Origin of the sequence: Spongiibacter sp. IMCC21906 (assembly GCF_001010805.1) — a bacterium.
Lineage (GTDB): Bacteria > Pseudomonadota > Gammaproteobacteria > Pseudomonadales > Spongiibacteraceae > Spongiibacter.
Genome location: NZ_CP011477.1, coordinates 3428065 through 3451101, shown reverse-complemented (window position 1 = coordinate 3451101; position 23037 = coordinate 3428065). Strand labels below are relative to the sequence as shown.

Annotated in this window: 22 protein-coding genes; 14 read left to right on the top strand and 8 right to left on the bottom strand. The window is 51.5% G+C overall.

Translation table 11 applies throughout. From position 1 onward, the window contains the following. Positions 1 to 85 precede the first annotated feature (85 nt). The 5 genes from IMCC21906_RS15970 to dbpA all read left to right on the top strand — a co-directional run bounded on the left by IMCC21906_RS15970 (position 86) and on the right by dbpA (position 4792). The gene (locus IMCC21906_RS15970) at positions 86 to 976 is read left to right on the top strand and encodes a GGDEF domain-containing protein (RefSeq protein ID WP_047012989.1); all 891 of its coding nucleotides are present in this window, start codon (positions 86 to 88) and stop codon (positions 974 to 976) included. Further along, positions 976 to 1992, top strand: a complete 1017-nt coding sequence (locus IMCC21906_RS15965; RefSeq protein WP_047012988.1) for a helix-turn-helix transcriptional regulator — start codon at positions 976 to 978, stop codon at positions 1990 to 1992. Before IMCC21906_RS15970 ends, IMCC21906_RS15965 begins: the two co-directional genes overlap by 1 nt. 58 nt (positions 1993 to 2050) lie before the next feature. Continuing rightward, a complete protein-coding gene (locus IMCC21906_RS15960) occupies positions 2051 to 2794 on the top strand; it encodes a fructosamine kinase family protein (protein ID WP_047012987.1) in 744 nt (247 codons plus the stop codon). A gap of 197 nt (positions 2795 to 2991) precedes the next feature. Beyond that, the gene (locus IMCC21906_RS16740) at positions 2992 to 3213 is read left to right on the top strand and encodes a cold-shock protein (protein ID WP_369795803.1); all 222 of its coding nucleotides are present in this window, start codon (positions 2992 to 2994) and stop codon (positions 3211 to 3213) included. A 193-nt stretch (positions 3214 to 3406) separates the two neighbouring features. Next, positions 3407 to 4792, top strand: coding sequence for an ATP-dependent RNA helicase DbpA (dbpA, locus tag IMCC21906_RS15950; protein WP_047012985.1), 1386 nt, complete (start codon positions 3407 to 3409; stop codon positions 4790 to 4792). A 50-nt stretch (positions 4793 to 4842) separates the two neighbouring features. Here the strand turns inward: dbpA and IMCC21906_RS15945 are convergent, their stop codons facing one another. From IMCC21906_RS15945 to IMCC21906_RS15935, 3 genes are all read right to left on the bottom strand, one after another. Beyond that, positions 4843 to 6180, bottom strand: a complete 1338-nt coding sequence (locus tag IMCC21906_RS15945; protein WP_047012984.1) for a DEAD/DEAH box helicase — start codon at positions 6178 to 6180, stop codon at positions 4843 to 4845. 121 nt (positions 6181 to 6301) lie between these two features. Then, positions 6302 to 8542 (bottom strand): glycosyltransferase, encoded by a 2241-nt coding sequence (locus tag IMCC21906_RS15940; protein ID WP_047012983.1) that lies wholly within the window; start codon positions 8540 to 8542, stop codon positions 6302 to 6304. Next, positions 8529 to 9815, bottom strand: a complete 1287-nt coding sequence (locus tag IMCC21906_RS15935) for a lysylphosphatidylglycerol synthase transmembrane domain-containing protein (protein WP_197085921.1) — start codon at positions 9813 to 9815, stop codon at positions 8529 to 8531. The genes IMCC21906_RS15940 and IMCC21906_RS15935 overlap by 14 nt, the downstream gene beginning before the upstream one ends. Here IMCC21906_RS15935 and IMCC21906_RS15930 point away from each other — a divergent pair. The 5 genes from IMCC21906_RS15930 (at position 9784) to IMCC21906_RS15910 (ending at position 14478) form a co-directional block, all read left to right on the top strand. Then, positions 9784 to 11382, top strand: a complete 1599-nt coding sequence (locus IMCC21906_RS15930; RefSeq protein WP_047013514.1) for a peptide chain release factor 3 — start codon at positions 9784 to 9786, stop codon at positions 11380 to 11382. The two genes, IMCC21906_RS15935 and IMCC21906_RS15930, sit on opposite strands and share 32 nt — an antisense overlap. Before the next feature lie 123 nt (positions 11383 to 11505). Then, the gene (locus tag IMCC21906_RS16490; RefSeq protein ID WP_156166073.1) at positions 11506 to 12009 is read left to right on the top strand and encodes a hypothetical protein; all 504 of its coding nucleotides are present in this window, start codon (positions 11506 to 11508) and stop codon (positions 12007 to 12009) included. A gap of 61 nt (positions 12010 to 12070) precedes the next feature. Beyond that, complete coding sequence (locus IMCC21906_RS16485; protein ID WP_156166072.1) at positions 12071 to 12628, top strand: hypothetical protein; 558 nt, start codon at positions 12071 to 12073, stop codon at positions 12626 to 12628. 112 nt (positions 12629 to 12740) lie between these two features. After that, a complete protein-coding gene (rsuA, locus tag IMCC21906_RS15915) occupies positions 12741 to 13460 on the top strand; it encodes a 16S rRNA pseudouridine(516) synthase RsuA (RefSeq protein ID WP_369795802.1) in 720 nt (239 codons plus the stop codon). Next, positions 13453 to 14478 carry a methyltransferase gene (locus IMCC21906_RS15910; RefSeq protein WP_052763591.1) on the top strand — a complete coding sequence of 342 codons (1026 nt, stop codon included), beginning with the start codon at positions 13453 to 13455 and terminating at the stop codon, positions 14476 to 14478. Before rsuA ends, IMCC21906_RS15910 begins: the two co-directional genes overlap by 8 nt. On the opposite strand, the gene IMCC21906_RS15905 is transcribed toward IMCC21906_RS15910, so the two are convergent. Next, the gene (locus IMCC21906_RS15905; protein ID WP_047012981.1) at positions 14431 to 17082 is read right to left on the bottom strand and encodes an AsmA family protein; all 2652 of its coding nucleotides are present in this window, start codon (positions 17080 to 17082) and stop codon (positions 14431 to 14433) included. The genes IMCC21906_RS15910 and IMCC21906_RS15905 overlap by 48 nt on opposite strands. A gap of 147 nt (positions 17083 to 17229) precedes the next feature. On the opposite strand from IMCC21906_RS15905, the gene sfsA reads away from it, so the two are divergent. Continuing rightward, complete coding sequence (gene sfsA / locus IMCC21906_RS15900; RefSeq protein WP_047012980.1) at positions 17230 to 17958, top strand: DNA/RNA nuclease SfsA; 729 nt, start codon at positions 17230 to 17232, stop codon at positions 17956 to 17958. Positions 17959 to 17968: 10 nt separating this feature from the next. On the opposite strand, the gene IMCC21906_RS15895 is transcribed toward sfsA, so the two are convergent. Together IMCC21906_RS15895 and IMCC21906_RS15890 are read right to left on the bottom strand one after the other, a co-directional pair. Continuing rightward, positions 17969 to 18301 (bottom strand): Rieske 2Fe-2S domain-containing protein, encoded by a 333-nt coding sequence (locus IMCC21906_RS15895; RefSeq protein WP_047012979.1) that lies wholly within the window; start codon positions 18299 to 18301, stop codon positions 17969 to 17971. Then, positions 18294 to 19322 carry a patatin-like phospholipase family protein gene (locus IMCC21906_RS15890; RefSeq protein ID WP_047012978.1) on the bottom strand — a complete coding sequence of 343 codons (1029 nt, stop codon included), beginning with the start codon at positions 19320 to 19322 and terminating at the stop codon, positions 18294 to 18296. The genes IMCC21906_RS15895 and IMCC21906_RS15890 overlap by 8 nt, the downstream gene beginning before the upstream one ends. A gap of 78 nt (positions 19323 to 19400) precedes the next feature. Here IMCC21906_RS15890 and IMCC21906_RS15885 point away from each other — a divergent pair, with 78 nt between their 5' ends. The 3 genes from IMCC21906_RS15885 (at position 19401) to IMCC21906_RS15875 (ending at position 21568) form a co-directional block, all read left to right on the top strand. Beyond that, positions 19401 to 20138 carry a M15 family metallopeptidase gene (locus tag IMCC21906_RS15885; RefSeq protein WP_156166071.1) on the top strand — a complete coding sequence of 246 codons (738 nt, stop codon included), beginning with the start codon at positions 19401 to 19403 and terminating at the stop codon, positions 20136 to 20138. Between the two features lie 25 nt (positions 20139 to 20163). Further along, positions 20164 to 20952 (top strand): serine O-acetyltransferase, encoded by a 789-nt coding sequence (gene cysE, locus IMCC21906_RS15880; RefSeq protein WP_047012976.1) that lies wholly within the window; start codon positions 20164 to 20166, stop codon positions 20950 to 20952. A gap of 139 nt (positions 20953 to 21091) precedes the next feature. Continuing rightward, on the top strand, positions 21092 to 21568 hold the full coding sequence (locus tag IMCC21906_RS15875) for a hypothetical protein (protein WP_047012975.1): 477 nt from the start codon (positions 21092 to 21094) through the stop codon (positions 21566 to 21568). 412 nt (positions 21569 to 21980) lie between these two features. Here the strand turns inward: IMCC21906_RS15875 and ppa are convergent, their stop codons facing one another. Together ppa and nirD are read right to left on the bottom strand one after the other, a co-directional pair. Continuing rightward, positions 21981 to 22508: an inorganic diphosphatase gene (gene ppa, locus IMCC21906_RS15870; protein ID WP_047012974.1), complete on the bottom strand. Its 528-nt coding sequence runs from the start codon at positions 22506 to 22508 to the stop codon at positions 21981 to 21983. 189 nt (positions 22509 to 22697) lie between these two features. Then, the gene (gene nirD / locus IMCC21906_RS15865; protein WP_047012973.1) at positions 22698 to 23027 is read right to left on the bottom strand and encodes a nitrite reductase small subunit NirD; all 330 of its coding nucleotides are present in this window, start codon (positions 23025 to 23027) and stop codon (positions 22698 to 22700) included. Positions 23028 to 23037 lie beyond the last annotated feature (10 nt).

Below are 23037 nucleotides of genomic sequence, written 5' to 3'. Positions count from 1 at the left end.
AAAAATCGCCCCATAAATTTAACTGAAGAAAAGATCGCCACCCATGAGAACAAGAGATTCGCTGAGCTGTTCGGACCCCCGCTATATGTCAATAAAGGCCGCTGCCCTGCATCAGCGCTGCTTGTTTGGCTTGGCGGTGTTGTTTGTGTTGATCGGCTTGATTGCGTGTTTTTCCGGTGACATAAAAACATGGGCAGAGATCGATTGGCTGGATGTGGCGGGCGAGGGTTTGGTGGTGGCCGCGGCATTGTCGTGGCTGTATTTCTCGTTGCTCTGGCGGCCCCCTGGCCCCGTTAGTTATTTTTTAATGTTGGGGTTTTCTCTGCTATCCATTGGCTTTTATCTGGACGCCTTGGATGAGTTTATCCACCTTGGCGATGCCGGGTGGGGAGGCCAGCTTGAGTCGGTAGTGACGCCTTTGGCCGTGGTGGTGATCAGCTTTTCGATATTAACGCTGAGTCAGGAGCAGCGAGTGCTGGGTCGTCAGCAGCACCGGCGAGAAGCAAACTACCGAGATCACCGTCATATTGACCTGGTGACCGACCTCTATAATGCCAGCTACTGTCGAGATGCTATTCGTTTGGCTCTGCAGCAGCCCGCTCCGTTTTCGGTATGGATGATCGATTTACAGAATTTTGATGCCATAAACCGCCGCTACGGTTTTGCTGCGGGTGACGCTATTTTGAATCGGGTTGCTCACACCTTGGTGGCGGCGGTGCCTAGCGACTCCCTGGTGTGTCGCTATGCTGGTGACTGCTTTGTGGTGCTGTGTCGGCAAGCTCAGTTGGAAAAGAGTCTGAGGCCTGCGCTGGATGCCTTGTTAAGCCAATCTGTGAGTTTGGCGCTGTGTCAGGAAACTGGCGCACAACCCGAGATTGGCGTGCGGCTGAATATTACCCGGCCCAATGTGGATGATGATGCCACCAGCTTGCTTAAACGGGCCTCTCTTCAGCTTCAACAAGAGAAACAGGGCTGATGCGCGGCGATGTGCTGGGCGCTCACCAGGAGCTTATTCCCGCGTGGTTGCAGCCCCTTACGGTATTGGATCTGTGTCGCGCCAGAGGGGTTAATCTCAACAAGGTGCTGCCGGGTACTGGATTGTTTCTTGATGACCTGCCCTTAATCGGTCGGCGGATTAGCGCCTTGCAGTTTCAACGCTTGCTGCACAATGCCAATAGCGAATGGTCGGGGGAGGATTTTCCTTTTCAGTTAGGACATGTGCTAGCCAATCATGGCTTTGGCCCCCTGCATGGCTATTTACAATGCGTGACGGGCATAGCCGTTCCGGAAGCGATACAGCAATTCAGTTTGCTGGCGGCGGCGGGAATAAAGTGTCGATACATTCCATGCTCTGCCAAGCGTGGGCTGCTATTGCTGAGTTCTGCTGCCAGAGTCAGCCTTGATCCTATTCACGGTACTGCCGTTACCACGGCGCTGTGTCATGCCTTAAAGCGGCGACAAGACCTTCGGGTTGCCGATGTATTTGTGACCGGGGAGGGGCGTTATCCTGAAGAGCAGTATTTGTCGCATTTAGGTTTGGCCCCACAATTTTCAGCGCCGTTTGATGGTTTGGTTTTGGAGGTAGATACCGCCAAGCCCGGTATTGAATCGCTTCGACAGGGTTTTGTACAAGAGGAGTGTCGGCGCGTTCAGGGAAATCAGCGATTCTTGTTGGATGTGATGGGCGAGCTGCTACAGCCTGCGCTTGGGGCAATGCCTGATTTATCGGCTTGTGCCGATCGCTTGCATACCAGCCCGGCAACCCTGAAGCGACGACTGAAGGAGCACGGGGTGTCTTTTCAGTCATTGGTGGATGCTAATCAACGGGAGCGGGCGTTGGTAGAATTGCTGTTAAATAGTAAGTCCATTGATGACATTTCTGAGCTGCTTTACTTTCATGACAGCAGCAATTTTCGTCGCGCGTTTAAGCGTTGGACAGGGACAACGCCGTCAATGATGAAACGAACGTTTAATGATTTGATCAATATCTGATTTGGCATCGTGTTGTTTCAATGACAAGCTGCATTTTTGAGCATGTGATGCAATAGCGATGTTTTTAAAGCGAAATAATAGCCGTTTTAGCGACGCCTTATTCTGCGAGGCCGAGGGGCTATCGGTATTGGCGGCGGCAACGGCAGAAACCGATATTTCAGTACCGACAGTATTCTCAGTTGATAGCTGCCAAATGGCGTTGACTGAGATTACCGCTGGGCGCTGTCTTCCTAAGCAAATGGCCATATTGGGTAAGGGGCTGGCTGTCATGCACCGCAAACGACAGACGCGCTATGGCTGGCAGCGGGATAACTACATTGGTCTAAATCCTCAGGCAAATACCGTCAGCGATCACTGGGGCGAGTTTTTCGTGGCGCAGCGCTTGAGGTATCAAATGTCGCTGATTAATGATGCCCGCCTGCGAGACCGGTTTCAGCAACGCCTTGTCGCCTGTGAGTCCCGGCTGGTGGCGTTTCTCAATAGCCACTGCGGGCACGCCAGCCTGGTTCACGGCGACTTGTGGTCGGGTAATTACCTCTGTGGTGATGATGGCCGGGTTTGGTTGATTGACCCGGCGGTGTATTGCGGCGACCGGGAGGTGGATTTGGCCATGAGTGAAATGTTTGGCGGTTTTCATTCCAGCTTCTACCAGGCGTATGACGACGAATATCCCCGGAGTGAGCACTACGCCATCAAGCGGCCCATCTACAATTTCTATCACTACCTCAACCATTTCAACTTGTTTGGCGAGGCATATCTGGACGGGTGCGAAGCGGGAATGCGTGCCATAGAAGATTTATAGGTATTTGCACGCGTCAGCGATATAGGCGAGTGAAAGTGATTGACAGGCTCTAAGGGGGGGGTATACTGCCAGTGCTTGAAAGTAAGTCCTATATTTATGCAAACTATTTTGACGTTCCTCCAGTAGTCTTCGTCCTGATCTTCATAAGTAATAGAAACACTTCTTCAGCGCAAACCGCCGAAAGGCATTACAATTGAATGATTTTGGATATTAAGATTATGGCAACTGGTACTGTTAAATGGTTTAACGAGTCTAAAGGTTTCGGCTTCATCGAGCAGGAGTCTGGTCCAGACGTATTCGCTCACTACAGCGCAATCTCTGGCAGTGGTTTTAAAACTCTGGTTGAAGGCCAGCGCGTTGAGTTCACTGTAACTCAAGGCCAAAAAGGTCCTCAAGCTGAGAACATCGTCGCTGTATAAGACGATGTCGCTGCTAATCTGAAGCAGCGTAAAAATCGAAAAGGGCAAGGCCATTGGTCTTGCCCTTTTTTGTTGGTCCTGCTTTTTGATCTTGAAAATAAGGGCCTGAAAGAGCGAAGCTGTCAATATGGTTTAGTAACATTCTGTTCTAGCCCGGCGGCTAGTCGCTATCACCCATCTCCGAGTATCTGTTGTGACTGACCAATCCTTCTCATCCCTGCCACTACATCCTGCCTTGCTGAGCAATCTTGCGGATTTGGGCTACGCCAACATGACGGCCATACAAGCCCAAAGTTTGCCAAAGATTCTTGCGGGCAAAGATGTGATTGCGCAGAGTAAAACCGGTTCAGGTAAAACCGCCGCATTTGGTTTGGGGATATTGCAGAAGCTGGAGGTCAAGCAATTTGCCGCTCAGGCACTTATTCTCTGCCCCACGCGGGAGTTGGCCGATCAGGTGGCCAAAGAGATACGGCGCTTGGCGAGGGCCATTCACAACATCAAAGTGCTAACACTCTGTGGCGGCTCCCCCTTTGGTCCTCAGCTGGGTTCATTGGAGCATGGCGCGCATATTATCGTTGGCACACCGGGCCGGGTTGAAGAGCATTTGCGTAAAGGCAGTCTCAAGGCTGACCGGCTCAATACCTTTGTATTGGATGAAGCGGATCGAATGCTGGAAATGGGCTTTCAGCCCGCACTGGAATCCATCTGTAAAAAGCTACCCAGCCTTCGTCAAACCCTGTTGTTTAGCGCGACATTTCCCGAGCAGATAGAAGCGCTAAGTGAAGGTATTATGCGTTCTCCTGCACGCATCACCGTTACCGACCAGCACAGCAACAAAACCATTGAGCAGCATTTTTATAAAGTCAGTAGCAATGAACAGCGTCAAGAAGCGCTGCAGTTATTGTTGTTGAAATATCGTCCGGGGTCGGCGGTGGTATTTTGCAGTACCCGCAAAGAGACTGATGAGCTTGCCGTGTCATTGCGAGAAGCTGGTTTTAGCGCCTTGGCCTTGCATGGCGAGCTTGATCAGAAGCTCCGTGAGCAAATATTAACCCGCTTTGCTAACAAAAGTGCCTCGGTCTTGGTCGCCACCGATGTGGCGGCAAGGGGCTTGGATATTGATGCCCTTGATGCGGTATTTAACTATCACCTTGCTCGCGACCCAGAAGTGCATATTCACCGCATAGGTCGAACGGGCCGTGCAGGTGCGAGTGGCCTTGCTTGTAGCTTGGTTGGCGATAGAGAGACCCAAAAAATTACCCGTCTTGAGGCCCTGACTGGTCAAGGTGTCACGCTTGAGTTTTTACCGCTGCCCTCTGATGTAGACGGCAATGCGTATGCGCCGCCCATGGTGTGTTTGCAGGTGGATGGTGGCCGTAAGCAAAAGCTTCGCCCCGGCGATATTGTCGGCGCGTTAACCGCAGGCGGCGATATCAAGGGTGACGACGTGGGTAAAATCCATGTCTTTGATAATTGCGCGTATGTGGCGGTGCGTCGCAGAGAGGGTGCTGAGGCCTTGCGCAAACTTACCCAGGGTAAGCTGAAGGGAAGATCGTTTAGAGCCCGCAAAATTCGTTAACGGGCTCAAACGCTGATTTTGCTCAGTTGCCAGCTTGTCTGGCAGCTGACTTAGCGGTTTCCTGATCTGTTTTGCCGCGGACTGCTGTTATTGCTCCGTCCCGCACCGGGTTTGCCAGCGCGATTGCTGCGGGGTTGACCATCACTTCTACCGCCGCCGGTTTTTTGTCCACCTGCACCGCCATTGCCACGGGGGCGGCGAGGTTTGGCTTTGGGCGCGCTGGGGGCTTTTACCGGGCGGCCCGTTGGCAGGCTGTGCTCGGGTTCAAAGCCCTCTACTTCTCTGCGTTCCAGGCTTTGTTTAATCAGTCGCTCTATCGAGCAGAGGTGCTCGTATTCGTCGGCACTGACCAGTGAAACGGCATGACCACTGGCGCCCGCCCGGCCGGTGCGGCCAATACGGTGAACATAGTCTTCTGGCACGTTGGGTAAGTCAAAGTTAACCACCTGAGGTAGTTGGCTAATATCCAAGCCGCGGGCGGCAATATCGGTAGCGACCAACACCTGAATTTTATTCGCTTTAAATTCGCTTAGTGCTTTGGTTCTCGCGCCTTGGCTTTTATTGCCGTGAATGGCGGCGGCGGGAATACCGGCGGCATCAAGTTGCTTGGTAAGTTTGTTGGCACCGTGCTTGGTGCGTGAAAACACCAGTACCTGCTGCCAGTTTTCATCTTTTACCAGCTGGCAAAGCAATGCAGATTTGCGCTTTTTGTCTACGGGCACAATCCACTGCTCAACGGTTTCTGCCGTGGTGTTGCGAGGGCTGACAGACACTTCTATCGGATTGTTGACCAAGCCTTTCGCAAGCTGGCGAATATCGTTTGAGAAGGTGGCCGAGAACATCAGGTTTTGGCGACGGGCTGGCAGCGCCGCAAGAATTTTGCGGATGTCATGAATAAAGCCCATATCCAGCATGCGATCGGCTTCGTCTAGCACCAGTACTTCTAAGTGATCAAAACGGACGGCCCGTTGCTGATAAAGATCTAGCAGCCGACCAGGTGTGGCGACCAATATATCCGCGCCCTTGCGAAGCGCCATCATCTGCGGATTAATTTTGACGCCGCCAAATACGACAGTGGAGCGCAGGCGAAGATATTTACTATACACATCAACACTTTGAGCTACCTGAGCTGCTAGCTCACGGGTTGGCGTCAAGATAAGAGCGCGGGCTTGATTGGGGCCTGCTGGCGCACCTTGGGCCAGGCGTTCAAGCAACGGCAGGGTAAAACCGGCGGTTTTACCCGTGCCGGTTTGCGCTGCGGCCATAACATCCCGACCTTGGATAATGGCGGGAATGGCCTGTTCCTGAATGGGTGACGGTGTATCGTATTTCAGTTCAGTAACAGCGCGGGTGATGGGCTCAGAAAGGCCCAAAGCGGCAAAACTCATAAATTCATCTCAAATTGCGGCCCGCCAAGGCTGGCGGGCGCTGCAGCTTACTGGAATCATCTTTAGGGAACCAGCGTTATGGCCGTGATTATTCCGCCTCCATGGGGCTTTCATGGGTCTTTTAAGCCCTTGGACGCGTAGATTTTTGCGCTTGCTGCTGGCGTTGGGCGAGAATTGAGGCGTAAATGCCTTTCACATTGCTAGCAACATTGTTGACAGAATATTGGCTGGAGAAGGTTTTGGCGTATTCTGAAAATGCTTGGCGCTGTTGTGGGTCTTCTATCAGTTTTTGTAGGGCTTGTAGCCAGTGGTGACGATTCTCCAGCGTTTTAAATCCACTTTTACCTTCTTGCACAACATCGTCGATACCGCTGGAGCGCACGGCAACCACCGGCAGCCCGGCGGCCATGGCTTCAAGAATTACCATACCTTGGGTTTCGGATTTTGACGCAAACACAAAAATATCACCAAGGCTGTAGTGCAGCGCCATTTCTTCCGGGGGAACTGGGCCGGTCAAAATAATGTTGTCGCTTAAGTGGAGTTGATCGATTTTTGCTTGTAGACGCTGACGTTGATGACCGTCGCCGATCATTAGCATTTTAAAGGGCGTGCTATTTTTGCGCTTTAGCTCGGCTAATGCGTCGATCATAAAGTCGATATTTTTCTCATTAGATAGACGCGAAACACTGATTAATACGCTGTGGTTGCGAATGCCGTATTGATCCCGCAAAAGCTGGCTGGATTCACTGCGCTCAGTTTGGAAGGCGTGGTAATTAATACCTGTGGGTTGCACAAAAATAGCGACTCTAACGCCAATCATGCGCAGATACTCTTCGGCGGAATAGGTGGGGACAATGACCGCATCACATTTGTTGGCAAAACGTTTAATTAAGGCATGCGAAATTAAATTGCGAAACAGCGCGCCGGGTAGCGGGACAAAGTGTGCATAGTGCTCTAGTCGTGTGTGGTAGGTATAAACGGCGGGAATATTCAACCGTCGGGCCAGAAAAAGCCCCAGTGAACCCAGCCAAAAAGGATGGTGAACATGAATAATATCGGGCTTGAATTGGCGAAGCTGTTTTACCGTGCGCCACAGAAAAATATTAGCAAGCCGAAACTCTGCCCGCTGGCCCATGGTGATTAAGCTCGGTACTCGCAGTACGTCAGTTTCTGCTGGTTTGTGGTTTGGGTAGCGAGGCACTGCCAGCCATACCGTATTGCCTAGTGCTGTCAGCCCGTCCTTTAGCCGTTGGATCGACAGTGGTACGCCGCCAATAAAGGGTAGGTAATTGTTGCTGAACATGGCAATGCGCAAAGGCTTTTTTAGCCAGGGTTCGGGATTTAAATCGTAGTTGGGGTAGTAATCCTTATCGACGAATACAAGGTGATGAAGTTTTATTGCCGCTACGGTCAGTGCGCTAACGATAAGAATAAAGTTTAAAAACCCAACATAAAACAGTGAGTAAATGGCAAGCCAGAGGCTTTCTAATTGCTTAAACGCCGCGTGCTGACCAATAGCCATTTCTTCAACGTTGATGCTGACCTTGTCTGGGGCAACGCTAACATGTAAGTAATGGTAAAAGCTGGAGTCGGTATTCATGACCAGGCCCCCACCGCCTCCGGTATTAAAAACGCGTGTGTCACCAATGCGTTGTTTATCCAGCATGGGGAGATTCGAGGAGAAGACGGCGTCGATGTGGTGTTTTTTAATTAAACCCAATAGTGCTTCTCGAAATGCTTTTGGTTGTAGGTAGTTTTCACTGTTGTCGAATAATGGTGGATTGTCGGGTTTTAGCAAGGGATGACCAACAAACAAAAAGCGGTGCTCGGCTTTGTCGTTTTTCAGTAAATCCTCTAGCCACAGGCGCTGCCACTGCCAGGGCGTTTTGCCTGTGCTATCCAAAAAGATAAAGTGACTGTCAGCAATATGAAAATCAAAAAAATGGGGGCCGAAGTGCTCATAAAAGCGGTAACTACCAAAATCGTCGTATTCGTTTTCACCAAAATTTAAAAGGTACGGTCGCTGCAAATGATTGAGGCTGCCTTGTAAGGCACGGTATTTATCTTCGCCACCGCTGCTGACGGCATTGCCTGCGGATATCATAAAGTCGATATCGCTGTGGTTTAAGGCAGGAATAATGCGTTTTTCAAAGATGCCCACAGAGTTGTTGATATTGCCGATGACCGCGAAGCTGAAGTGATCGCTGTCGCCGAGTCGCTGGTGAATCGCTTGGAGCTGCTTGCTGTGTTCCGACTGAAAGTCAGGCAACATCAAGTTTAAATAAAATTTGTAGGACAGCAGCAACACGACAATCAGTACGTTGACATAGAACAGCAGTTTAAGGGGCTTACGAGGCGCCATGACGGCCTCCTTTGCCCAGTTCCTTCTGCAGCAGGACCAGACCAATTAACATGCCCAGATAAATGCTGAGGAAGCGCCAAGCAATGACCACAAGAATAAGATGTTCTGGGGTGAGTAAGTTTTGGAAGAAGCCAGCCAACACTCCCTCGGAAATTCCCGACGCGCCGGGGGTGGGGGCAAAATACATAACAAAGGTGGTAAGCAGGGCAATACCAACGCTGTTTAAATAAGGGATGCTGTAATCGAGCGCATAAATCAGCAGGGCAGGGATGCTAAACAGGCTGAGTAAAAACACGGCGGTCCAAAATACCGCCAAGGCCGCATCTGATCGCCTGCCTTGAGCAAAATCGACAAAACTGCGGGAAAAACGCAGTATTCCTCGGCGCAGGCTAAATTGCAGTCGCTGGTGGCGACTTTTGCTGAGCCATTGGCGACGGCGAAATTGATGCAACGCGCTAGAGGCTGGGGCAATCAACCAGCGGCTGCGAAGCACCACGATTAACAAGCCAACAATATAGATCAGAGTGAATACTGCCAGTGCCGGCCCAAATTTGTTGATCAGACTTTGTTGATCGAATTGGTCTTGAAGTAGCAAATATGCCGGTGCCAGTGAAAATATCATCACCACGGCCAGCAAGGTTCTGATACCGGTTGCGGCGCTGGCCCGGCTTATCGGCACTCCCGCGCGTTGCAAATACCACACTTGGGCCAGGCCGCCCCCCGTGGCCATTGGCGTAATGTTGGAGAAAAATAAATTGATAAACACCAGCTTAAAAATCAGCGGCAAAGGCAGTGGGTAGCCCAGTGCTTTTAAACAGTAATAAAGACGCAAGCCATCTGCACAGAAGTAGAGCAGCAATAATAGTGAGGTTAATATAATAATAGGGGGCTGTAACAGGCGGGCATCAAAGCGCAGCGACTGCTCGGCAAACAGGTGATAAACACTGAGCAGGCCCAAGCTGGTTATGGCCACAAATCCCGCAACCATCAGCCATAAGCGCCAGTGGCGGCCTCTTGTGTTTTGTGATGATTGTTGCGGCTTGCCATCCATGCGTTGTGTCCTGAGCCTCTCAAATTGCTGGGGGAATGTACGACTGAGCTTCGACGTCAATGTTGCGGCAGAGGTTCCCGGTGTTTCCGGGCGATGAAAAATGTCGCGATTTAGCTTAGAATCGCGCCTCGCCCTGAATCGGCTGATAGCCGCTTCGCCCAGTAAAAGTTCTGCGAGAAAGACCAAGCCCATGTCACAGCCCGCCAACCATGAAATCGCCAAACGCCGCACCTTTGCGATTATCTCCCACCCGGATGCGGGTAAAACAACCATTACTGAAAAGCTGATCCTGCTGGGTAAGCTTATTCAGGTTGCCGGTACCGTCAAGGGCAAGAAGAACGACAAATCGGCCACTTCTGACTGGATGAGTCTTGAGAAGGAGCGGGGCATCTCGGTGACGTCCTCGGTCATGCAGTTCCCCTACAAAGATCGGGTGGTAAACCTGCTGGATACGCCGGGGCATGAGGACTTTTCTGAAGACACCTACCGCACCCTGACGGCGGTAGACTCAGCCTTGATGGTCATTGACGGTGCTAAAGGCGTTGAGGCCCGCACCATTAAGCTGATGGGGGTTTGTCGGCTCCGGGATACACCGATTATTGGCTTTGTGAACAAGATGGATCGGGATATTCGAGATCCCATTGACCTGCTAGATGAAGTTGAGAGTGTACTGGGCATTGCTGCCGCACCCATTAACTGGCCGATGGGCATGGGCCGGGACTTTAAAGGCGTTTACAACTTATACACCGATACCATCCACGTCTTTGAAACCGGTAAAGGCAAAGTGGTGGCAGAGGATATTCGTATTCAGGGTTTGGAGAGTGACGAAGCTAAGGCGCTAATGGGAGATGAGTATGAGGATTACCTAGAAGAGATTGAATTGGTGCGGGGTGCCAGCCATACCTTCTCTCTGGAGGACTATCTCGCCGGTCAACAAACACCGGTGTTTTTTGGTACCGCATTGGCCAACTTTGGCGTTAGAGAAATGCTGGATGATTTTGTGGAGTGGGCACCAGCACCACTGGCTCGGGAAGCGGTAGAGAAAGATGGCGAAAGCCGCCAAGTCGAGGCTGTGGAAGACGGGTTTAGCGGTTTTATTTTTAAAATTCAGGCCAATATGGATCCCAAACACCGGGACCGTATTGCCTTTATGCGTATTTGTTCAGGCACTTACCGCAAGGGCATGAAGATGCGCCACGTGCGCTTGGGTAAAGATGTAAAGATCGCGGACGCGGTGAGTTTTTTGGCGGGTGACCGGGCGCTGTTGGACGAAGCGGTGTCGGGTGACATCATTGGCCTGCACAATCACGGTACTATCCAGATTGGCGATACCTTCACCGAAGGTGAAGAGCTGAAATTTACCGGCGTACCGCATTTTGCACCGGAGTTGTTTCGTCGTATTCGCTTGAAAGATCCGCTTAAATCCAAGCAGTTGCAGCGAGGCTTGCAACAGCTTTCGGAAGAGGGCTCCACTCAGGTATTTATGCCCCAACGCAACAGCGATTTAATTGTGGGGGCTGTTGGGGTGCTGCAGTTTGATGTAGTGGCTTACCGCCTGAAAGATGAATATAAAGTTGAAGCTTTGTACGAGCCGATTAGTGTCTACACTGCCCGCTGGGTTGATTGCGACGACCCTAAAAAGTTTGAAGAATTTAAGCGTAAGTGCTCGGACAATTTGGCGATTGATGGCGGCGGTCATCTGACGTATTTAGCCCCTACTCGGGTTAATTTGTCTTTAACAGAAGAGCGTTATCCTGAAGTTAACTTCCGGTCTACTCGGGAGCATTAAGACCAAGCTGAATGGCAGCTGACTGCTGTGAATTTCTTGCTGTGAAATTGTTGTGCAGTCAAGCCTTGTTAGCGCAGAATGTCTGCCTACAATAAAAAGTACGAAATCAAACGGGAGAATACCATGAATTATAAAAGCGCTTTAGCGATCGCCGCATTACTGAGCAGTAGCACCGTCTTTGCTGCCGGTGGCAGCTTGACTGGCAATATTGGCATTGGTGGCAGTGCAGCCGATGGCGGCAGCACCATGGGTGGAGAGCTAAAGGCAGACGGTAATATGGATGCTGCCAGCGACTTGAAAGAATCTTCTGCAGAGACAAAAGCCGCTGCGGAAGAACGAAAAGCTGAAATGAAAGCTTCAGCAGAAGAAAGAAAGGCTGCGGCAGAAGCCCGTCGTAAAGAAATGAAAGCCAAAGCGGAAGAAAAGAAAGCCGCCGCAGAGGCCCGTCGTAAAGAAATGAAGGCCAAAGCAGAAGAAAAGAAAGCTGCTGCTGAGGCTCGCCGCCAGGAAATGAAAGACAAGGCGGAAGGCAAGCGTGAAGCGATGGCAGAGAAAAAAGCCGCTATGAAAGCCGCGACAGATGTTAAGGTGAACGCCAGCGTTAATACAGAAGCTTCTGACCAGTAATAGGTTTTGTGGCTAGCCTGACCAACAACGACGGAATCGTTGGATGTCAGCTTACCCGCTATTGAACCCGACTTTTTTCAATGATCGTCTTTTAGGCGTGGTAAAAATCAATAAGGAATGTAAACCGATGACAAGCACAAGCAAACAAGTTTTAGCCGCAGCTATTCTGGTAAGTGTAACGGGTGTTGCAAGCGCGGATGAAGGTGGCTTTTTCAGCAAACTATTTGGCGGTTCTAGCGAAACGAAAGTAGAAGCCAAGGCTGAAGTCAAAAGCGATGCACCTGCCAAGGCAGACAAAGCAATAGCAGACAGCCAGGCATCTGCCGAAGAAATGAAAGCCAAGGTTGATGCGAAAGCTGAGGTGAAAAAAGCAGAAATTGAAGCTAAGCGTGCTGAAATGGAAGCTGCTGCTGCAGAGCGTAAAGCAGAACGTGCTGCTAAAGCAGAAGCCAAAGCAGAGGAGCGCGCTGCTAAAGCTGAGGCCCGTGCAGAAGCCCGAGCTGAAGCAAAAGCCGATGCCAAGAAAAAAGTAAGTGAAACCCGCGAAACCGTTAAAGGCCTGACCAATATGGGTATTAACGTCAATGTTGAAGCAAATGCCGACGCTAAAGCGGAGTAAACGTTTGGTCGCTGTTAGCGGCTGATAAAAAAGGGGCCTCTTTTGGCCCCTTTTTTATGCTTGTTGGAAGTCGTTGCATGACAGAAAATACTATTTTATTGAGGGTTTACTGTTGAGCAAACAATCGCAATCCATGCGTTTAGATCGCTATTTGGCGACGGTAACTGATTACTCTCGCAGCGAGGCCAAGCGTCTGATCAAAGACGGGGAGGTGACCGTTGATGGAGAGACAGTTAGCAATGTGGGCTATGCGATAAACAATAATAGTGATGTGTGTTTGCAGGGCCAGGTTTTGCGGCAGGCTGGGCCACGATATTTTATGCTGAATAAACCGCAAGGCTATGTCTGTGCGGCTAAGGATCGCCGTCACCTTACGGTCTTGGATTTATTGGATGAGGATAACCCCGAACGGCTGCATGCGGCGGGAAGATTAGACGTTGATACCACCGGTTTGGTTTTACTGACGGATGATGGACAGTGGTCTCATGCAATTACTTCACCTCAGCGAGATTGCTGGAAACGCTATTATGTTGAAGTTGCTGAAGTGATTTCAGAAAAATGCATTGAGCATTTTGCTCGGGGTGTTTTTTTGAAAGATGATAAAGCTCGAACACTGCCTGCAGAATTGGAAATACTGGCACCACGGCGTGCTTTGTTGCGACTTAAAGAAGGGCGATACCATCAAGTTAAGCGCATGTTTGCCGCGGAGGGCAATGCGGTGACCTTACTGCATAGAGAAGCCATTGGTGATGTCGAATTGGATGAAAGCTTGGCTGAAGGGCAATACCGCGCTTTGAGCGAAGCGGAAATAAAAAGCGTGAATCATGGCTGATGTAGCACAACAAGAGCTGTATGCCCGGCTTGCCGAACTGGAAACCCCGGCTTGGTGGTTTGCCGGGGAGCAAGATGATCTCCCCCCAACGGTGAGTGGGGAGTGGCAGGTATTTAGCAATCGCAGTGATACCGCCAAGTTATTTGAACAGCAAGGCTATGCGGTTGAGCTCGGTGATTTTTCGCTGTTTGGCTGCCCTCCCAAATCTATTTGCTACCGGGTTTCTAAAGAAAAAGCCTTGGTCCATTACTTGATCAATCAAGCGGCTACACACCTTAAAGAGGGCGGCGTATTGCTGCTGGTGGGCTATAAAAACGATGGCTTGAAAACCTATGCCGACAAAGCTGCCCGCTTATTGGCTGGTGACAGCCGAGTTGAAAAACGGGCGGGCGGGGTTTATGTGGCTCATATTTATAAGGGCGCTGTGCTGGGTGAGTTTTTGCCAGATCAAGATTATGAAGTGCTGCGACCTATAGCCGAGGCGCCGCGCTTTTATAGCAAGCCGGGTATATTTGGTTGGCAGAAGCTGGATCAGGGGAGTGCGCTATTAATCCAGAATTTGGACAGGTTTTTAGAGCATTTCGCGTCACCGCCACAAAGCTGCGTCGATTTGGGTTGTGGCTATGGTTATTTGGCGGTGATGGCACATCAACGCTTGCCTGACGCCAACTGGCTCTTGACCGATAATAATGCCACGGCACTTGTGGCGGCAGAGGGTAATTGTCGTTACCACGGCATTGAGGCGCAATTTTTGTTGGCGGATTGTGCAGAAGGCGAGACCGGTCAGTATGATGCCTTGTTTTGCAATCCTCCTTTCCATCAAGGTTTTGCGGTGGAGGGTGAGCTGACAGATCGCTTTATTAAGGCTGCTTATTCGTTACTGCGCCCCGGTGGCCAGGCGCTGTTTGTGGTTAATCAGTTTATTCCCCTGCAGCGCAAAGCTCAGGGGGTTTTTGCCGACACTGAATTATTATTGCGGCGTGACGGCTTCTGCGTTATTCGGCTGAGTAAGGCCTGACGCCGATGGGGCATTGCCTGGTTGGGGCGCTGGAGGGTTGATTAGCTCGTCAGGTAGTTCCTCGACCTCGGGGACTTCTTCTAGTGAGCCATCGCAGGAGCTACCCGCATACATGGCTCGTTTGTAGAGGCCTTGGGCAAGTAGGGAGAGACCGCCAGTGTAAATGGCCGCACCGGTAGACAGCCCCGAGCTGACCATGCCCGAGGCGTCGGCGACGATACGGGGTTTTTGTAAGCTGCCCGCGAGCCGGACTAAGCCCGCAGCGGCACCGATATTAATCCCCACACCTTTACGGGCAATGGGTGATACGCCAAAAGACAGTGATTCGTCAGCCAAATCGATATTGCCGGTGCCGACAATTTTGGTGGCGTCGGTCTCCAGGGCGATACCGTTATTGCTGACTAACTTGCCGTTTTTGCCCGAGAAATGCACAGCGACGCATTCAATATCTGTCATCGTCCGTTTTTTTGCGAAGGGGTTGAGCTTACTGATCATTTCTGTGAGTAGGTCTGAGCCAATAAGATTGAGGGCATTGCCCTTGGCTTCCAAATCCGTGATTTTGGCATTGATATCGGCATTCAGGTTGGCGGCCAGCTCTGCCGGGCTTTGGCCGCGGCTGTCTGCTTCCAGTTCTATGCGACCGTTGCCGCCGCGTATACCGGCGGCTTTATCCAATCCCAATTGACCAAAGTCATCGCTGCTGAGCTTAAAGCTGGTTTTTAGGCTGGGTTCATTGCCGTTGCTATCCAGCTCGGCGGCGATGCTTGCTTCGCCATGGTCAAATTGCAGGGTGCTTTTTTGCAGGGTGAACTTGCCATTGTCGAGTTGCGGGTTGAGCTTGGCGCGTTTAAGCAAGTTGTAACCGGTGTCGATATCGTTGAGGGTAATCACCAGTTTGGCGTCAATCCCCTTTAAGGCATCTAAGGCAATCGGTTCCTGACTAAATAGCGGTCCTTTTTTAGAGGTGTTGGCCTTAGGCTCATCGCCTGCTTCGGCAAGGGGTTTGGCCTCGTTAATAAAAGCTAAGTCCAGCTTGCTCAATTCCAACTCGCCGTCTAAGCGGGGTCGAGCTTGGTCCAAGTAGCGCAAATCGAACTCGGTTTTTTGCTGGCCCATATTGGCGCTGCCCTTGGCACTATGGCGTTCTCCGTCGCTAGCGAGAGTGGCCTCAATGGCCAGTGGCCCCGCCTCTTTCCAGGGCAGTTGGGCCAGTTGCCAAATGGCGGCGGTCTGGGGGGCGGAGCCTTTCACGGTTAACTCGGTGCCCTTCAGACCATTTACATTTAAAGGACCATTGGCGTTGAGCTGAATGTCCCCTAAGCGCAGTTTGAGCTTGCTGCTGAGATCCGCACCTTGGGTGGTAGTGGATAGCGGGTCGAGATTAGCGCTTATCGCAACATCGTTAAACTGACGTTGAGTTTGGGCCTCGTTAATTTCTGCAGCGCTGATGTCCGCAGTGATTTTTTCCTTAATGTTGGTGTCGATGCCTAAATTGCTAACCGCCCAGCCTCTCGCGTTAAGGGTGTTAATTTTGGCTTTTAGGGCGAGATTGATATTGTCTAACCACTGCCAGTCAATTGGCCCCTCTTCGGTACTTTCTTCGTCCTCGCTTTCTTCTTCGGTGCTAGCAGGAAATAACTGGTCGATATCGACAAAGGGGGCGGTGAGATCTGCTGTGACTGCAAAGTCTCCTTGACTGACGGTGACGTTACCATTGATTTCGCTATCACCGCTTTTTAATGCGAGGTCTCGAATTTCATAATCGGGTGTAAATGCCAGTGTGGCTGTCACGGTGGTGGGAGGAAGGACAGGCGCTTCCGCCTCGGCTAAAGCCGCTAGGCGGCTAAGGTCCTGCACCGCTAAATCCACGTCTATTTCACTTCCTTTCAGATCGGGGCTTAATACCAAGCGGCCTTTGGTTTTGAGCTGCGCATCTTGGTGCTGCAGCCCGAGTTGATAATTTAAGATGCCGTTTTTGGGATCAAACAAATCAACCTTGCTTTCAATTTCAAAGCGTTCTTCTCGGTATTCTACATTCAGGCGTAACTTGCCGTTGCCCGCTTCGACCCGCTGGGCGCTTACGAGGGGCAGTACCACTGTTTCTTCCAGCTCGCCGTTGCGCCATGTAAAGCTCACGTTTTCGAGCTTGATGTCATTGAAGTTGAAGTCTGAGGGGAGCAGGCTGCCTGGGGGTGCGGTGGTTTGTTCGGGGGGCGTTGTTTCGCCGCTGGCTAATTTACTGCTGATCCAGTTGAGTTCACCTTTCTCATTTCTGGCCACGACGATGGTGATGCCGTTGCCATAAAGGTCCCAAAAGGGTTCCGCGGCAAAGGGGAGTTCGGTTAATTGCAGCTTTAAGTCGTCTAGCTGTAGCAGTTTTTCGTCGCCCCAGTCCGGGTTGCGAATACTCACTTGCTTAAGCTCAAAACGCAGTGGGTTGAGGTGGCTGTGCAGCTCGCCAATATTCAGTTCAAGGCCAGCAAAGCGCTCTGCGCCGGAACTGATTGCACCCCGGAGTAAATTGGGGTGAATAAGCGCAGTGCTGATAGCCGCAAAAACAACGACGAAAAAAACCAGGATGAAAATTGAAATAGTCTTTAGCATGGGCTTCCAAATAGCGGTGAATAGGATGTGTTGGCTAATGGCTATGCCCCTTACAATAACACGATTGCCAGCCCTTGAGCCTTGCATAAGGTGGCAAAACACGGTGGTGCGACGGGTTTTGATGGCGTTTCAATGTGGGAGTAAAGAATGGAATGGCCTGAGCCACTCATAGGTGGGCGTTTAACGCGTCGTTACAAACGATTTCTTGCCGATGTGGTGTTGGACGACGGCCAAGAGTTAGTCGTCCACTGCCCTAACACTGGTGCAATGACGGGTTGTGCGGAGCCGGGCAGTCGAGTGTATCTGTCAAAAAGTCATAACCCCAAGCGCAAGACGCCCTACACCTGGGAGATTGTCGAAACCAGTGATGGCCATAGCGTGTGTATTCACTCTGCTTTAGCCAACCGTTTGGTGGCGGAAGCACTGATGCTGGGAAGTATCCCCCTGCTGGCCAAGTACACCCGTTGGCGCGGGGAGTGGAAGTTGCCCAGCGGTAGCCGTATTGATTTTGCGTTGGCTGAAGATGAGGGGGAGGCGAACGGGAAGAGTGATCCGTGGCAATGTTTTATGGAGGTTAAATCAGTGACCTTGCATTGTGGTGGCGGAGTGGGGCAGTTTCCCGATGCGGTCAGCGCTCGGGCGGCCCGTCATATTGAAGAATTATTGCGCCTTAAAGCGGCGGGTTATCGCGTGGTGCTGTGCTTTGCGGTGTTGCACAGCGGCATTGAATCGGTCGCCCCCGCAGTAGATATTGACCCGTATTATGCCCAGGTTTTAAGGGATGCGGTGGCAAAAGGCTTAGAGGTGGTGGCGCTGGGAGCGGATATTAATCTTACCCAGATACGTTTGGTGAGAGCGTTACCGGTGAGTGTTTAAGCCGTTTGGTTTAAACGCGGAGGTATAGCCAGTCTCCTTGCTGCTCAAAGTCGACAGCCTCTAAATACTCTCCCTGACAGGGGCCAGAAACGCATTCGCCGGTTTCGATCAGAAACAGGGCACCGTGGCTGGCACACTGAATGAGACTGTTACTGCTATCGAAAAAAGCATCAGGCTGCCAATCCAGACCGATCTGACGATGGGGGCAGAGGTTGCGGTATACCCGTAACTGTCCCTGATAGCGCACCGCAAAATAAGCTCGGCCTGCATGGCTAAAGCCCCGGCTGCCGGGGTCATTCAAATCGGCAATATTTAAGACCCGCTGGGGAGCTTGGTCAGTCATCGCTTTGTGGAATGTCCGCTGTGCTGAGGCGAAAATCTCCTTCGCGCTCAAAGGTGTGTCGAATCGCTGGTAGCATTCTGTCCACCGCGTCTCGGCCTTCCTCTATGGCTTCCTGGGCTTTGCTGAATTCCAGCAAGCCGATGTGGCCAAGTCGTGGCCACAGCATAATGTCGGCGGGTTCGCCGGCCAGTCGCGACCGGGTGATGCGGTCTTGCATGATGTTAATGGCACTCATCATTACGCTTAATGTGCCAGGGGCGACGGGTTTACTGTTTTCGTCACTGCGAAAGTTAGCGGCGGCTTCTTTTAAGGATTGGGTAAAACGGCCAAAAGCAGAGAGTTCGGCCGCTTCTTCTGGGTCAATATTTTTGTCTTCTTCTGATTCTTCTTCCTCGGCAATTTCTTCATTGGTGGGGGCCGCCACATCGGTAATTACTTTGCGTCGCCCCAGTATGTCGCTGTTTAAGTCGACCCCAATGATGATGTCGCCGCCCAGTGCGCGACAGACCGACACCGGCACAGGGTTTACTAAGCCACCGTCTACCAGCCAGGCGTCGTCGTCTTTGCTGATGGGGGTGAGCACGCCGGGGATGGCGATTGAGGCTCTGACCGCGTTCCAGAGGGGTCCTCGCTGAAGCCAGATTTCTCGGCCTCGATACAAGTCGGTGGCGACGGCGGCAAAGGGAAGTGGCAACGATTCTATATCGGGGTTGCCGTATTCTTGGGCAAAAAAGTCCATTAATCGGGTGGCATGGGCGACGCCGCCGGTGGCAGAGAGGCTGACACTCATATAATGAAATACTTGGGCGTTGCTGAGATGTTGAATCCAATCACTGAAGTGGTCGAGTTTGCCGGTGAGGTAGCAGCCGCCAATTAGCGCGCCGATAGAGGTGCCACAGATGATGTCTGGGCCTACGCCAAGTTCTTGCAAGCGCTGAATCACGCCAATATGCGCCATACCTCTTGCCGAGCCACTACCTAATGCCAGGGCGACTTTTTTGCGTTTGCCGGGTGTTTCCACTGGGACGATTCCTGCTTAGACGGGGATTGCACGGGGTAGTATGATGCCAGAATGTGCAAGTCCCTTGGTAGTCTGTCAATGTCTAAATCGTCATCAGAAATTCCCATTGAGCTGTTACTGGGCCAGCGAAGTGAGCTGATGGACACTTCGCTGGGTAAACCGGTGCATCCAGAGATTGTGACGCCTTTTCGGGCGTTGCAGTCAAACGCAGCTGATGCTGGGTTTGATATGCAAATTATCAGCGGTTTTCGGGACTTTGATCGCCAGCGGGCCATTTGGAATGCCAAAGCCAGTGGCCAGCGAACGTTGCTTGACTCGGCCGGGGCGGTGTTGGACTTCGCGGCACTAAGTGAATCCCAATTAGTGGATGTTATTCTGCGATGGTCGGCTTTGCCGGGAGCGTCTCGTCACCACTGGGGAACGGATATTGATATTTACGATGCTGGGGCGGTGCCCGCTGATTACGATGTACAGTTAACGCCGCAGGAGGTGGAAGGGGATGGCCCCTTTGCTGCCATGCACAACTGGCTGGATGAGCAATTTCAGGCAGGGTTGGGGCAGGGGTTTTTCCGTCCCTACGATGTTGATCGTGGTGGCATTGCTCCAGAGCGCTGGCACTTAAGCTATGCGCCACTCTCGTTTTTGTATGAGCGCAGTTTGCGGCCTGGGGTGCTTGCCGAGGCTTTGGATCGAGCCGATGTGTGTTTAAAACCCCAAATTTTGGCGAGGTTGACGGAAATTTATCAGCGTTATATTGCCGTGCCCTCTGCGGCCTACCCGGAGCAGTTTTGTTTGTCGGTTGCCCTTCAGCCTTAAGTCTGAATTAGAGACAGGAGAAAAAATGAGTTTGTCGGTGGCAGAGTTGTGGTCAGCAATGACGACAGAAGCCCAGCAATACGGTGGTAATGAGCCAGTGCTGGCGAGTTTTTACCATGCCAGTATTCTAAATCATCCGGATTTTCCTGCGGCATTGAGTTTTCAAATTGCGGGTAAGCTGGGGTGTGACTCGGTACCGGCGATGTTGGTACGGGACGTCTTTCATGAGGCCATGGCGGCAGATCCGGGTATTGTTCGTGCCGCAGCAGATGATATTTGCGCACATTTTGATCGGGATCCTGCCTGCGACCATTACGGTATGCCGTTTTTATACTTTAAGGGCTTTCAGGCGGTTCAGGGCTATCGCATCGCCCACTGGTTGTGGCAGCAGGGCAGAATCTCAATGGCATTGTTCCTGCAAAACCGCATTGCAACAGCGTTTGACGTCGATATTCACCCGGCGGCAACGCTGGGCAGTGGCATTATGATTGATCACGCCACCGGTTTAGTTATAGGAGAAACAGCGGTAGTGGGGAACAATGTGTCGATGTTGCACTCTGTAACATTGGGCGGCTGCGGCAGTCGCCGAGGACTTCGGCATCCTCGCATCGGGGATGGGGTTTTGATCAGTGCTGGCGCGAAGGTACTGGGCGGAATCAATGTGGGTGAAGGCGCCAAAATTGCGGCGGGAAGTGTAGTGCTTTGTGACGTAGGTCCCTTTACGACTGTGGCAGGTGTCCCGGCGAAGCAAGTTGGTCGAGAAACCAATGAACTTCCAGCGTTAAATATGGATCAGAATATTGACGAGGCTTGATGGCGGTATGCGGAGGCGTGTTTTGTGACGCTTCTCCAGTTTTGTGTAGTAACAAGCTACCGCTTGGTGAAATCGTCAGACACATTTATGGACATATGGTATATTGCGTTGGAACTAACAAAAAATTATAGAGGTGCTTGTGAGCGTTAAATTACTGGATAACAGAGCGTTTTACGGCTACCGGGTGCGCAGAACCGTTGCGGGAGAATTGTTTCAAGAATATTTCTCCTTGAAAAAGGACGGGAAGCGACTGGAAGGGCGTCAAAAGAAACAGATAGAAAAGGAAGCGATAGAGCGGGATGCTGAGCTCGAAGAACGTCAGCTTCGTTATCTTGAGGATACCAAGGAAGACCGTTGCTTTAAGCCAGACGGTACCGTACGAGGCATTAGTTACCTGCTCAAAACCGAGAAAAGCGGCAATTTAACGCCGATTTTTCAGGTGGGTGTTGCCTCTAAGGTTGAGAAGAAAACAGTGTGTACGAGCTTCTCTCTTAATGCGCATGGCAGTGATGATGCTTGGGAGCGTGCGGTGGATGCCTATGCTAAGCATAAGTCTATCCACAAAAACTCAAAGTTATATCAGCGCCTTCTGGAAGCTATGCCCAAAGTTCAGTAAGCAAGTTGATCAACTTGGGTTTAGTAATTTGTTCCAGTGACTGCAGAGCAGTGAAACCTTGTAATTCAGCGGTGATGATGCTGTTCTATGTCTAGCGCGCCCGGTTCCGGGCGCGCCAGCAATTTACCATTTTGCTTCTTTCCCCTTGTTTTTTCGCGCTTGAATGTTGGCAGCGAGCTATTCCCCCTACCTTGATTTGCTGTGCCCAATACGGGCTATTGTGTGTTGCATAAGGGCTGCGCTTTAAAGGGCGTTGCAGATGAGGGGCTGTGCTGCGTAGCTAACAGGGAAGGTGTTGAGGCAGGGGTGAGGTTAAGCAGGGAGGAGGTCGGAGGGAATCTCCGAACGATTGTGTGTGGCAGGGCTTGTGTCGTTGCGGGGCCAAGCTCTGACCCCGCCAAGCAAGACGATTTTAGCCTTTGTAAGCGGCAGCCGCTTTTTCAACTTCGGCCAAGGCAGCTTTGCTGTCAGCCCAGCCGTCAATCTTAACCCACTTGCCTTTTTCCAGATCTTTGTAGTTTTCAAAGAAATGTTCGATTTGCTGAATTAGCAGAGGTGGAAGGTCAGAAGGCTCTTTCACGTCTTTGTACAACACGCTCAGCTTATCGTGGGGCACGGCTAGCAATTTGGCGTCTTGGCCCGCTTCGTCGCTCATGTTCAGGATGCCGATGGGACGCGCACGGATCACTGAGCCGGGTACCACGGGGTAAGGGGTGACGACCAATACGTCCAGCGCATCGCCATCTTCAGACAATGTGTTGGGGATATAGCCGTAGTTAGCAGGGTAAAACATGGGGGTAGCCATGAACCGGTCTACCATCAGGCTATCGGTGTCTTTATCAATTTCGTATTTGATCGGGCTGCTGTTAGCAGGAATCTCGATGGCAACATAAATGTCGTGGGGCAGTTCTTTGCCAGCGGGAATTTTTGAATAGCTCATACTGAATTCCGTTATCAGAAGTGGGTTAGGAATGAAAATGCGCAGGGATTATAAACCGGGGAGCCCGGGATTCCAAAGGCGAAAAAAATCCGGCCGGGCAGCGGGGGAGCTGCCATGCGACCGGTCAGGGTGGAGACTATCTGTGGTTTACCCATCTTGTTGTATTTAACCCTTCCATGATGAAGGGGGTTATTCTGCGCTTAGACTGATTTGCACCGCATCGCCGTCAACGCGAACCGCGTAATGGGGGATGCTCACGTCGGGGTCCTCCAGGCATTGGCCACCGTCAAGGGTGAAGTGCTGTTTGTAAATGGGGGAGGCGACAACCAGCTTGCCATCCAGGCTGCCCACAATACCCCTGGACAACACATTGGCTTGACTGAAGGGGTCTCTGTTGGAGAGCGCGAAAAATTGGTCTTGCACGCGAAATATGGCCACCTGGGTGTCGCCCAGTAATGCGGCGGCGCCAGCATTTGGCAATATATCGTTAATTTTGCAGACAGATGTCCAGGCCATCATTAATCCTCTT

Excerpts from the sequence above, each read along its gene's own strand:
- IMCC21906_RS15965 (WP_047012988.1), top strand. The coding sequence starts at position 976 with ATGCGCGGCGATGTGCTGGGCGCTCACCAGGAGCTTATTCCCGCGTGG.
- nirD (WP_047012973.1), bottom strand. The coding sequence starts at position 23,027 with ATGATGGCCTGGACATCTGTCTGCAAAATTAACGATATATTGCCAAAT.
- IMCC21906_RS15905 (WP_047012981.1), bottom strand. The coding sequence starts at position 17,082 with ATGCTAAAGACTATTTCAATTTTCATCCTGGTTTTTTTCGTCGTTGTT.
- IMCC21906_RS15885 (WP_156166071.1), top strand. The coding sequence starts at position 19,401 with ATGTCTAAATCGTCATCAGAAATTCCCATTGAGCTGTTACTGGGCCAG.
- IMCC21906_RS16740 (WP_369795803.1), top strand. The coding sequence starts at position 2,992 with ATGATTTTGGATATTAAGATTATGGCAACTGGTACTGTTAAATGGTTT.
- sfsA (WP_047012980.1), top strand. The coding sequence starts at position 17,230 with ATGGAATGGCCTGAGCCACTCATAGGTGGGCGTTTAACGCGTCGTTAC.
- IMCC21906_RS15970 (WP_047012989.1), top strand. The coding sequence starts at position 86 with ATGTCAATAAAGGCCGCTGCCCTGCATCAGCGCTGCTTGTTTGGCTTG.
- IMCC21906_RS15910 (WP_052763591.1), top strand. The coding sequence starts at position 13,453 with ATGGCTGATGTAGCACAACAAGAGCTGTATGCCCGGCTTGCCGAACTG.
- IMCC21906_RS15945 (WP_047012984.1), bottom strand. The coding sequence starts at position 6,180 with ATGAGTTTTGCCGCTTTGGGCCTTTCTGAGCCCATCACCCGCGCTGTT.
- IMCC21906_RS15960 (WP_047012987.1), top strand. The coding sequence starts at position 2,051 with ATGTTTTTAAAGCGAAATAATAGCCGTTTTAGCGACGCCTTATTCTGC.
- IMCC21906_RS16490 (WP_156166073.1), top strand. The coding sequence starts at position 11,506 with ATGAATTATAAAAGCGCTTTAGCGATCGCCGCATTACTGAGCAGTAGC.
- ppa (WP_047012974.1), bottom strand. The coding sequence starts at position 22,508 with ATGAGCTATTCAAAAATTCCCGCTGGCAAAGAACTGCCCCACGACATT.
- IMCC21906_RS15940 (WP_047012983.1), bottom strand. The coding sequence starts at position 8,542 with ATGGCGCCTCGTAAGCCCCTTAAACTGCTGTTCTATGTCAACGTACTG.
- IMCC21906_RS15895 (WP_047012979.1), bottom strand. The coding sequence starts at position 18,301 with ATGACTGACCAAGCTCCCCAGCGGGTCTTAAATATTGCCGATTTGAAT.
- IMCC21906_RS15930 (WP_047013514.1), top strand. The coding sequence starts at position 9,784 with ATGTCACAGCCCGCCAACCATGAAATCGCCAAACGCCGCACCTTTGCG.
- cysE (WP_047012976.1), top strand. The coding sequence starts at position 20,164 with ATGAGTTTGTCGGTGGCAGAGTTGTGGTCAGCAATGACGACAGAAGCC.